General features: G+C 34.0%; 9 protein-coding genes. 5 read left to right on the top strand and 4 right to left on the bottom strand.

Annotation, left to right across the window (positions count from 1 at the left end):
- Positions 1-373 precede the first annotated feature (373 nt).
- Together ACKI5C_RS00630 and ACKI5C_RS00625 are read left to right on the top strand one after the other, a co-directional pair.
- Positions 374-1,315 (top strand): ABC transporter substrate-binding protein, encoded by a 942-nt coding sequence (locus tag ACKI5C_RS00630; protein WP_407431003.1) that lies wholly within the window; start codon positions 374-376, stop codon positions 1,313-1,315.
- Positions 1,316-1,487: 172 nt separating this feature from the next.
- Positions 1,488-2,459: an ABC transporter substrate-binding protein gene (locus ACKI5C_RS00625; protein WP_407431001.1), complete on the top strand. Its 972-nt coding sequence runs from the start codon at positions 1,488-1,490 to the stop codon at positions 2,457-2,459.
- Between the two features lie 28 nt (positions 2,460-2,487).
- Here the strand turns inward: ACKI5C_RS00625 and ACKI5C_RS00620 are convergent, their stop codons facing one another.
- From ACKI5C_RS00620 to acs, 3 genes are all read right to left on the bottom strand, one after another.
- Complete coding sequence (locus ACKI5C_RS00620) at positions 2,488-3,114, bottom strand: DUF447 domain-containing protein (protein ID WP_407430999.1); 627 nt, start codon at positions 3,112-3,114, stop codon at positions 2,488-2,490.
- Between the two features lie 164 nt (positions 3,115-3,278).
- Positions 3,279-4,943 carry an Ig-like domain-containing protein gene (locus ACKI5C_RS00615; RefSeq protein ID WP_407430997.1) on the bottom strand — a complete coding sequence of 555 codons (1,665 nt, stop codon included), beginning with the start codon at positions 4,941-4,943 and terminating at the stop codon, positions 3,279-3,281.
- A gap of 139 nt (positions 4,944-5,082) precedes the next feature.
- Entirely contained in the window at positions 5,083-7,179 is a 2,097-nt protein-coding gene (gene acs / locus ACKI5C_RS00610; RefSeq protein WP_407430995.1) for an acetate--CoA ligase alpha subunit, read from the bottom strand.
- 256 nt (positions 7,180-7,435) lie between these two features.
- Here acs and ACKI5C_RS00605 point away from each other — a divergent pair, with 256 nt between their 5' ends.
- Positions 7,436-8,350 (top strand): DUF2121 domain-containing protein, encoded by a 915-nt coding sequence (locus ACKI5C_RS00605; RefSeq protein ID WP_407430993.1) that lies wholly within the window; start codon positions 7,436-7,438, stop codon positions 8,348-8,350.
- A 10-nt stretch (positions 8,351-8,360) separates the two neighbouring features.
- Positions 8,361-9,290, top strand: a complete 930-nt coding sequence (locus ACKI5C_RS00600; protein WP_407430991.1) for an MBL fold metallo-hydrolase — start codon at positions 8,361-8,363, stop codon at positions 9,288-9,290.
- Here the strand turns inward: ACKI5C_RS00600 and aroC are convergent.
- A complete protein-coding gene (gene aroC, locus ACKI5C_RS00595) occupies positions 9,287-10,381 on the bottom strand; it encodes a chorismate synthase (RefSeq protein WP_407430989.1) in 1,095 nt (364 codons plus the stop codon). The two genes, ACKI5C_RS00600 and aroC, sit on opposite strands and share 4 nt — an antisense overlap.
- 38 nt (positions 10,382-10,419) lie before the next feature.
- Here aroC and ACKI5C_RS00590 point away from each other — a divergent pair, with 38 nt between their 5' ends.
- Positions 10,420-11,115 carry an endonuclease III domain-containing protein gene (locus ACKI5C_RS00590; RefSeq protein WP_407430987.1) on the top strand — a complete coding sequence of 232 codons (696 nt, stop codon included), beginning with the start codon at positions 10,420-10,422 and terminating at the stop codon, positions 11,113-11,115.
- Positions 11,116-11,128: the final 13 nt, after the last annotated feature.

The following is an 11,128-nucleotide window of genomic DNA, read 5'->3' as shown; positions in this document are numbered from 1 at the left end:
ACAACCAACAGTACTGGTGAAGCGGGTATTTCTATTAACTTGCAGCCTGGTGAATATTTGATGACTTCAACATATCTGTTCGAAACCCATGCAAACACAGTTAAAATAGAAGCTTAACCGCTTCTATTCCATATTTTTTTTAAAATTTTTTATTTTCTCATCGTTTCATCTACATCACACAGAATATTTTTTCTTGTTTTCACAATATTCTATTTAAATTATCAATCTTTGATACATTATTTGATATACTTTTTCACTTTCTATTAAAATTATTTAACGTATTTTCCATTATATTGCATAGGATTTCATTGCAATTTTTCCAATAAATTAATTGTTAAATAAGATTAGCAACATATAATAAATTGGTGAGCGAATGGATAAGAAAATCATTGGAATTAGTGCTATTGTAATAGTTGCTGTAATAGCTGTTGGAGCATATTTTTTAACTACTCCTGATGATGGGGTTGTTAATATTGGTTATCTTGCAGGTGATTATGATGCTGCATTGATTGTGGCTAATGTTACCGGCATGTATAAATCAGAGGGCATTAATGTGAAAATTACTTCATATAATGATGACAGGGAGTTAATAACGGATATGGCTTCGGGTAAAGTTGATGTTGCATATATGGATGTTGCAAATGTATTGAGGTACATTGAAAAAGATGTTCCGATTAAGATAATTTCATCTTCTCAAAATGGTGGAAGCGGTGTTATTGTTTCAAATCATTCAGGTGTTAATTCCATCAATGATCTGCAGGGAAAAGTAATTGTAACTCCTGGTGAGGATTCAATTCAATACATATTGTTCAATAACTATTTAAAAAAGAATGGCATTTCAATCGATGATTTGAATGTTTCATCACACTCCGTATCTTCAGTAAACAAATCAATTCAAAAAGGAAAAGTTGATGTTGCGGTGATTTATGAACCTTATGTTACCATTAATCAGAATGAGGGAAGCAAACTTCTTCTCAACTCAGATACTTTGTATCCTAATCATCCGAATTGTGTTGTGGTGGCAACTGACGATTTCATCTCCAAACATCCTAATGAGACTCGAAAGGTTGTTCAAGTTCATGAAAATGCAACCAAATACATTAATAACAGTACCGGTTGGGTTTATAATAAGGTTCCAATAGATTCAGTTAAAAATCCGGATTTGAAAAAATATTATTTCGATAATGTTTCATTAGTTTACGGTATTGATGATGATTTTAAACATAATGTCGATGATTTTATGAAGATTATGGTTGATATTGGATTTTTGAAACAACCTGTTCCACAAGAAAAGATTTTTTGGCAAGGCAGTTGAACAACTGCCCTTAATTTTTAAAAAATCTAAATTTTCAAGTCATATAAATTTATATATTCCTTTTCATAAACTATGATTAGGGATTCAAACCTTATTTTTTTTCATATCTATCCATCAATGGGTTATATATGGGAGAAAATATAACTATTGTTATAAAATATATGGTGATTCAATGAATAAAAAGATAGGTATTATCTTGGCAGTAGTTTTTATCGCTCTAATTGCTATGGGAACTGTTAGTGCAGGTCTTTTTGATTTTTTAGGCGGTGGAAACTCCAATAAAGTAACTATAGGTTATTTGCCTTCTGATCACGATGCTGCATTGTTTGTAGCTGACCAGCAAGGTTTATATAAGCAAAAAGGTATAGAAGTGGAACTTGTACAATTTAATAATGGTGGGGATTTAATGACTGCTATGGCAAGTGGAAAAGTCGATATTGGATATGTCGGTATTTCTCCTGTATTGTCATCAGTTGAAAAAGATGTTCCTGTAAAGATTATTTCTGCTGCTCAAAATGAGGGTAGTGGAGTTATTGTTTCAAACAATTCCGGAATTAACACTCCTGCTGATTTAAACGGCAAAAATGTTGCAACTCCTGGTGAAGCAAGTATTCAGTATGTTTTATTAAACCTTCTCTTGAAAACCAATGGATTATCAATAGATAAGGTTAATGCATCTGCAATGAAAACTCCTTCAATAAACGATGCAATCAAATCTAATACTATTGATGCGGGTGTAACTTTCCAACCATTTGTAAGTTCTTCTGAAGCAGACGGAAACAAAGTTTTAATGACTTCCAAAGAAATTTTACCAAATCACCCATGCTGTGTTGTTGTAGCATCTCAGGACATTATTAACAAAAAACCTGATACCGTTAAAGATATTGTAGAAATCCACAAAAATGCTACTAAATTCATTAACGACAATGCTAAAAACAATGCTAGTGCTGTAGTAAAATTATTACCTAAAGACATTGTTTCCAATGAAACTGTTGAAGCAAAATCATTGGCCAGTTTCCCATTCCTCTCAGGATTGAATGACACTTACAAAGCTAATGTTGATGCTTTCATGCAAATTGAAGTAGAGTTAGGTATTTTAAAACAACCTATTTCACAAGATAAATTATACTGGGAAGGAAAATAATTCCTCCCTATTATTATTTTTTTTAAAATCAGTTTTTTTCATACTCTTTAGTGAGTATTTCCATAGCCCTTTTGGTTTTTTCATCAGAGACTTTTTCAATTATTCTTCTGTTTTCGTCTAAGCGGTCCTTGTAGTATTTTCTTTTTTCACCGTCAACTATTTTGTAGCGGCTGCAGTTTACCAGTGACTCGATTAGGCCTGAAAATCCTCTGTTGAATGCCTGAACGCTTTCATCTCTTATGACAAAATCCTTAATTGTTCCTGTGATGAAATAGATGTTGGTGTCATTCTTTATTGGAAAATCTTCCGGCGTTTTCATTTCTATTTCGTCCACATCAATTATCATATATGCGCCGCTGTCCTTTAGAATGGCAATATCCTCATCATCAGTATAATACTCATCCGGAAGTTTGTCAATTGTTGAAATGGTAAATACTAATGGGTCCTGTGTAATATTGACAACATACTGTTTTGTTTTTTGGATATTTTCGAGACTTTCGGATCCTTCAAAGATTCGACACATCACCTTGTCCTCTCCAAGATAGATGAATGCAAATGCAGCAGAATTCTTTTCCTTTTTTGAGTTAATTGTTGTAATAATGCACTCATATTGCAAATTGGTATGTATGCCGACGCTTGTCAAATCATATTTCATAATATATCGCCATTATTTTTTGATTAACAATTGATTATTTTATATGTTTCATTAAAAATCTTATTTTAATTAATCATTATTTTGTTTATAATGGTATCTATATTTTTGGTGTTTTTCGGTTAATTAAAAAATGAAATTTGGGAGTGTTAAACACTTCCCGAAAACTATTTTTCTAGAATTACAATATTGTTTGATATTTCAGATGACAAATATTTTGCAGTAACAATATATTGGCCTGGCATTAGATTGACAAATAATCTGGCCTCGCCGTTTGCATCAGTTGTGCTGCTGTAAATGAATCCGTTTATATTAAAACTGATTGTTTGATTAGATAATGCATCTCCTTTCCCATCAACCAATTTAACGGTGTAGTCATATGAATCACCATACTTGGAGGTCACGTCCTTTCCATATAATATAGGCAGTACGGTAATGTTATATGCCATTTGAAGTCCTGTCAATGGATCGATAACGGTTATGACATATTCGCCAGGGTTTAAATTGATGTTTAAACAGGCAATACCCTCATCATTTGTCTGGCGAGTATAAAAGACTCCGTTTATATTGAATGTGACATTTTGTGATGCAGCTGAATTATTGTTGAAATCCACCAGTTTAACATAGAATTGAGAGTCATTTTTATAATATTTTACTAAATTGTCTGCAATTATTGTTGGTAAAACGGTTATTGTCTTGTTAAACTGATAATTGTGGGTAAATGATTCGATAGTATAGATTCCAGGATTCAGGTTAATGTTTAATTTGGCAAAACCTGATTCATTAACCTCACGAACATAGGAAACTCCGTTAATTCTAAAGGTTATATTGTCGCAGGATAATTTCCTGGCATCCACAACAAACTGAGTGTCATTTTTATAAATTTTAACCAGGTCATCGGCTCCTGGGAAATTCCTTGTCTGGACAAGCATCTCATCAAATGAATCATATACAAAGTTGTAGGAATAGGCACGATACCATTCGACCTCTATAAGAAGACCTGTTGCAAAAACCTGATGTGTTGATAAAGGTAATTTTATGGAAGCGGTACCTGTATTATTAACAAATTTAATTAAAGCATCATCAAATACTTCTCTCGGATATTCTGGAGAAAATAAATTATCTGCTATTTTAACAGGTAGAGTTCCTGAAAAAACGGAATTGTCCAATGAAGATAGATTTGCATCTATAATCAATGTGTCATTTTCAATTTTTCTAGTGATATAAACAGTTCTAGGTATTTGGGATATTTTAATGTTATTATGTGTATTGTTCAATATGGAGTTGTTATAATATGCGAAGCAATAAAGGTTTACATAATTATAGAAATCGGATTTGGTAGTATTGAAAATTAATTTTAAACCGCATGTCTCATTTACTTTAAGTGTGTCTTGTAAATAAAAATAAATGGTATCCCCAGATTTCACTTCATAATTCCAGGAAGCATTAATGGATTCAAATTTATCCAAATGCAATGTATTTATTGTATCTGGTGCACCAGTTGGTCTGGAATATAAAATGACGTCCAGTTCTCTATCATAAATCATAATATCCAAAGTTTGAATATTTTTAATGCTTAGATTGTTTACATCACTTGTTCCGACATTTTTCACCGTAACCGTAACTTCAGTTGAATTTCCAATGTAAATTGAGCTATTGGATATTGAAGTTTCAATTGAAACGGCAGTTCCGTCAGTAACTCTTCCAATTGTATTATCTGGGATTGCAATTTCCGAATTTTCGCTGATAACTGTTTCATTTTCCTGAGCGCTTACCGCAAACAAATTAAAGAAAATGAATATTATAATAAGTAATAGAAATATTTTTTTCATTTTAATCCCCTTTAAACATATAATATTGTATATAATTTTTGATTTTAATAATATATATTATTTGAGGAAATTATATAAAAAAAGAAAGGTTTTGAGAGTTTAAAGACTCTCATATTTTTATTTTCTCAATTAAGAGAAATTATAATTTGATTTTAATATCTAAAGCACTTGAACCTTCTTCGTAAACGAATATTGGGTTGATATCAAGTTCAGATATTTCTGGGAAGTCTAAGGTTAATCTGGCTACTCTTTTGATAGCTTCTCTTACTTCTTCGACATCACAAGGAGCTTCTCCTCTGTATCCTTCGAGTAATTTTGAAACTTTGGTAGCTTCGATTTGTTCATCAATTTCCTGAGATGATAAACCTTTAGCCAATTTGAATGAAACGTCTTCAATAAGGTTAACGTAGATTCCACCCATACCGAAAGCAATCATTGGTCCGAACTGTTTGTCTCTAATCATTCCTACAATGACTTCTTCACCGGAATCCATCATTTTCTGTACTTCCACACCGTCAGGTACAATGTCCGGATGAGCTTTTTTCGCATTAGCTATGATTTCTTCATAAGTTTCTTTTGCTTCTTCAGGAGTTGAAATTCCGACTTTTACTCCGCCGATATCTGATTTGTGCAGGATTTTGTCTGATGCTATTTTAAGTACAACAGGGAATTCCATTTCTTCAGCCAATTGTGCAGCTTCATCAGCACTTGTTGATAATTTAATAGGTGCTGCTGAAATTCCATATGCTTCTGCAACAGCGTAAGCTTCGCTTCCAAGCAAGGTGTCTCTTCCGTCTGCTTTTACTTTATCAAATATTGCCTGTACTGCATCTTTGTCAACATCTGTAATCTTGTCAACAACGTCATCATATTTTTTGTCGCCTAATCTGGCGAATTTGGTCATTGCAGCAAGTGCATCTACAGCAGTTTCAGGGAAAACATAAGTTGGAATACCATTTTCTCTTAAGACTTCATTTGCATCTACAAATGATGGTCCGCCCATGTTAACTACAATAATTGGTTTTTTGGAGTCTCTTCTACCGTCCAATATTGCCTGTGCAATTCCGTCTGGGTCTGCTGAAGCTGTAGGACATACCATAACAATTAAACTGTCAACGCTCTCATCATGCAATACGATATCGAGTGATTCTTGGTATCTTTGTACTGGTGCATCACCCAATACGTCAATAGGGTTGTTTGCACTACCTTCGTCAGGAATGCAATCTTTTAATTTAGCGGTGGTTTCTTCATCGAATTTAACAAGGTCTAAACCTACTTTTTCCATAGCATCTACGGTTAAAACTCCTCCTCCACCTGCATTGGTAATGATAGCTACATTACTGCCTTCTGGGAGAGGTGCTTTGGAAAATGCTAAACCTAAATCGAATAATTCTGCCATGGTTTCTACACGCATAATTCCTGATTGTCCGAATGCAGTATCAAATGCCAAGTCACTTCCGGCAAGAGCACCAGTGTGTGAAGATGCTGCTTCTGCTCCGGCACTGCTTGATCCTGATTTGAGAACAATAATAGGTTTTTTAACTGCAGTTTCTCTCATGGTTCTAACGAAGTCGTCATCGTCTGAAATGGATTCGAGATAACAGATAATTACATTGGTTTCGTCATCGTCTGCAAGGTATTGTAGTAATTCTATTTCGTTTACTCCGGCTTTGTTTCCAAGACTGATAACTTTACTGAATCCGATTCCTGAAGTTACACTCCAGTCGATAATTGCCACCATCATCGCTCCACTTTGTGAGATGAATGCCATGTTTCCTTTTGGAGGCATCATTTGTGAGAATGATCCGTTTAACGGTGTATGTGAATCGGTGATTCCTAAACTGTTTGGTCCGATAATATTGATACCGTATTTTTCACCAAGTGCAGTTAGTTCAGCTTCCATTTTGGCTCCTTCTTCACCAACTTCTTTAAAACCAGCAGTAATTACAACCATATTTTCTACGCCAACTTCACCACAGTCTTTTACTGTATCGTTTACAAAGACTGATGGAATTGTGATTATCGCCAAATCTACTTTTCCAGGGATGTCTTTTATGCTTGCGTATGCTTTTTTGCCTAAAATTTCTCCACCTTTAGGATTTACAGGATAGATTTCACCTTCGAATCCATCATTTATTAGGTTGTCTACAATAATGTATCCAACTTTTCCTGGTGTGTTTGAGGCACCAATAACTGCCACAGATTCAGGCTTGAACATTTTATTGAGGTCTTTCATAAAATTTTCTCCTATTTTTATTTAACATTACATTTATAATGATAAATAATTAACAATTATTTATATTGTTATATTTTGATTTATTTATATATAAAGATATTGTTTAAATAATTAATTTTAAACCTTTATAAATCAATTAAAAAATTTTTAACCATTTTTAATTTGAAAATGTTATTAATAATGAAAATGATTTATATTAGAATTAATAAACATATATATAAATAATTTATAAAAGTTGATTAAAGCGAGGAGGATTATGAGTTTAATCATAGCATATGTTGGGAAAAAAGGCTGTGTAATGGCCAGTGATAAAAGGCGAATTGCATATTTTGGCAACAATAGACAAGAATTGGAAGATGAATTGTATAACGGAAGTATTACAAGCGATGAAGAACTTTATATAAGATCAAATGAACTCAATGTTCCAATTAAAATAACTGATGATGCGGATAAATTGCGAATTGTTGGTAACACCATTAGGGGCGAAGTTAGTACAAAGGGAACACATGAAACTAAGCGTAAAAGAATTTACGGAACAACTAACGGTTACCAGATTGTAGAATTAATTGGTTCAGAGACTAAATCACGTCAGGCAGGTGAAAAAGGCATTATCCTATTTGGAAATGATTTTGCTAAAAAACAGGCCGAAACTTTAATTCAGAAAAGATGGAAGGCTTCACATAGTTTAAGACTGATGGGCGATATTTTTGAAGAAATATTAACAACTATTGCTCAAAAAACACCGTCAATAGGTAAGGAATTTGATGTTTTAATTCAGCAACCTAATTTCAATCCATCTGAAGCTCAAAAACATCTTAATATAACAATTGATGCTGATATAAAAGTTTTAACAAAATATCGTCAACAGTTAACTGAAGAATTGATTCAAAAGACTAGAGAAATTGAACTGGCTAATAAGATTATTAGTGAAGGCTCTGTCGGTAATGTTGAATCAATTGACGGAAATATGATTGAAGTTAAATTGAATAATAAAACACAGGCATTTAACTTTAATTGGAAGCCTTTGGCTGGTCCTAATGATAATGTAATCATGTTTAAGGACACTGACGATATTGAGATAGGTGATGAAGTCGTAATTAAAGATGAAGTTTTATGTCTCAAGAAAAACAGTTCACCGCTGTCATGTAATATTATCCTATGTTCACTATGAGGAAATTTAAATGAAACTTATATTCTTGGGAACTGGTGGCGGAAGATTTTCTGCTATCAACCAAAGAAGAATGACCGGTGGATTTAGAATAAATAATTTGGGTGGAAAAAACTATCATATCGACCCCGGACCTGGCGCTTTAGTTCGGACATATCAGTTCGGGCTTGATCCGAGAAATATTGATGGGGTTTTTGTTTCACATGCACATACTGATCATTATAATGATGCTGAAATATTAATTGAGGCAATGACTCGGGGAATGACACTTAAACAGGGTCATATCATAGGCGGAAAAAGTGTTCTGTCAGGTTTTGAAAACTGGGGACCGTGCATTTCAAAATACCATCAGTCCAATTCAGGGGTTCTGGAACTTGAAGCTGGGGATATAAGATATTTCGACAGCTGTTTAATCAGGGCTACTCCTACAAACCACGGTGACCCTATGGGCATCGGTTTTCAGATTGAGTATAAGGATTTTAAAATATCCTATACTTCAGATACTTCTTATTTTCCGGAATTGGCTGAAGCCCATAAGGGTGCAGACATATTCATAGCCAGTGTTTTGCGTCCTGGCCGAAAGGCTATTAAAGGGCATTTGTCAACGTCAGGTTTTATAAAGCTGATTAGTGAGATTAAACCTAAATTAGCTATTATGACTCATTTGGGTCTTAAAATGATTTCAAACAATCCGATTGCTGAGGCTAAAAGAATAACTAAATTAACCGGCGTTAAAACTTTGGCGGCATTTGATGGAATGTCTCTTGATGTTAATTACAACAATCCTGCAAGGGCACGTATTCTGTCACTAAAGGATGTTGATGCACCTTATCATGGTTCAAACAGTAAATTATCTGCTTATGAAAGGAAAAATACAGATAAACTTGCATTAAAAAATGGGGAAACTAATGAATTTGTTCCTATGCATAATCACAGATTTTAATAATTCAAATTGCTTGGATGAATGAATCCTGAGCGTATCATGTGGTCTGCAAGAACGATTGCAGTTGATGATTCGGCTACAACAGTTACTCTTGGACAGATGCAGGGGTCGTGTCTTCCTTTTATTTCTATTTTTTTATTTTCCATATTTTCCAAATCTATAGTATCCTGACATTTGGAAATGGATGGGGTTGGCTTTACTGCAATTCTGGATATTATTGGCATTGAATTGCTCATTCCACCGATGATACCTCCGGAGTTATTGCTTCTGGTTTTAATTGTATCATTTTCAATAAAGTATTCATCATTAATTTCTGATCCGCTTTTTTTGGCAACGTCAAAGCCTAAACCGATTTCAACTCCTTTTACGGCACCGATATTCATCAGTATTCTGGCGAGGTCTCCATCAAGTCTTTCAAATACAGGTTCGCCAAGACCTGCAGGTACATTGACAGCTATGGTTTCCACAATACCTCCGACGGAATCGCCTTCGGCCTTTTTAGCCAAAATCAGTTCTTCCATTTTCTTTGCAGCATTCAAATCTCCACAGCGAACAGGATTTTTTTCGATATTTTCTTTTATTTCATTAAATTCAAGTTTTTCGGCTTTAATATCGCCTATTTGAGTTACATGAGAAATTATTTCAATATTTTGTGTTTTTAAAAGTTTTTTAGCTATTGCTCCGCCGATGACATGACCTATGGTAACTCTTCCGCTTCCGCGGCCTCCTCCATTGTAGTCATAATTTCCATATTTCATCATCCATCCGAAGTCTCCATGGGAAGGACGTGGTGTTGATTTGAACATGGAATAATCTTTGGAATGCTGATTTTTATTGAAAACAACTCCCGTTATGGGTGTTCCATCCGTTTTACCTTCAAAAATTCCGGATAATATTTGAACTTCATCTTCCTCTTTTCTTGGTGTGGTAACACTGCTGGTCCCAGGTTTTCTTTTATCCAGTTCTTTTTGAATATCTGATTGTGTCAGTTCAAGATTTGCAGGACAGCCGTCAACAACAGCACCTACAGCAACTCCGTGACTTGAACCGAAACTAGTTATTTGAAATTTTTCCCCAATTTTGTTTGACATAGTAATTTATATTTAATTTAAAGTATTAATACTTGAATATGACTTTGAATGAAATATTTCAAAAACTTTTGAATACTTATTCTTATCAGGGTTGGTGGCCAATAACAGACTATGAAGGTTCAAACCCTACAAAAACAGGTTCAACACAGGGTTATCATCCGGCAGATTATTCCTTTCCAAGAAATTCATCTGAAAGGTTTGAAATAATTGTGGGGGCGGTTTTAACCCAGAACACATCATGGCCTCAGGTTGAAAAATCCATAATCAATCTTAAAGAACTTGTTGATTTGACTCCTTTTGAGATTTTGGATTTGGATGAAGATGAATTTAAATCAGCCATTAAGCCATCAGGATACTTCAATCAAAAGTATAACTATCTAAGAAACATTTCACAGTTCCACATTTCTCTGGAAGGCAGGACTCCCGAAAGAAGCGAATTGCTTTCAGTCAAGGGAATCGGACCTGAAACATGTGATTCAATTTTGCTTTATGGATATGGTGAAAAAGAATTTGTCGTTGATGCATATACCCGAAGGATATTTTCCCATTTGGGTATTATTGGTAAAAATGATTCATATAATAAAATCAAAAAGCTATTTGAAGACGATTTTGAAGGCAGCGTCAATGACTATCAGGAATACCATGCACTTATTGTAGAGCATGCCAAAAATTTCTATGTGAAAAAACCTTATGGGGATAATGATAATGTTTTAAATAATTTTAAAGTAAAGTAATATATGAAGGTGA

Source organism: Methanobrevibacter sp. (assembly GCF_045646045.1).
Taxonomy (GTDB): Archaea; Methanobacteriota; Methanobacteria; order Methanobacteriales; family Methanobacteriaceae; genus Methanocatella.
The sequence above is the reverse complement of the archived record's forward strand: the minus strand, read 5'-3'. Positions and strand labels throughout refer to the sequence as shown.

Excerpts from the sequence above, each read along its gene's own strand:
- ACKI5C_RS00630 (WP_407431003.1), top strand. The coding sequence starts at position 374 with ATGGATAAGAAAATCATTGGAATTAGTGCTATTGTAATAGTTGCTGTA.
- acs (WP_407430995.1), bottom strand. The coding sequence starts at position 7,179 with ATGAAAGACCTCAATAAAATGTTCAAGCCTGAATCTGTGGCAGTTATT.
- ACKI5C_RS00600 (WP_407430991.1), top strand. The coding sequence starts at position 8,361 with ATGAAACTTATATTCTTGGGAACTGGTGGCGGAAGATTTTCTGCTATC.
- ACKI5C_RS00620 (WP_407430999.1), bottom strand. The coding sequence starts at position 3,114 with ATGAAATATGATTTGACAAGCGTCGGCATACATACCAATTTGCAATAT.
- ACKI5C_RS00605 (WP_407430993.1), top strand. The coding sequence starts at position 7,436 with ATGAGTTTAATCATAGCATATGTTGGGAAAAAAGGCTGTGTAATGGCC.
- aroC (WP_407430989.1), bottom strand. The coding sequence starts at position 10,381 with ATGTCAAACAAAATTGGGGAAAAATTTCAAATAACTAGTTTCGGTTCA.
- ACKI5C_RS00625 (WP_407431001.1), top strand. The coding sequence starts at position 1,488 with ATGAATAAAAAGATAGGTATTATCTTGGCAGTAGTTTTTATCGCTCTA.
- ACKI5C_RS00615 (WP_407430997.1), bottom strand. The coding sequence starts at position 4,943 with ATGAAAAAAATATTTCTATTACTTATTATAATATTCATTTTCTTTAAT.
- ACKI5C_RS00590 (WP_407430987.1), top strand. The coding sequence starts at position 10,420 with ATGACTTTGAATGAAATATTTCAAAAACTTTTGAATACTTATTCTTAT.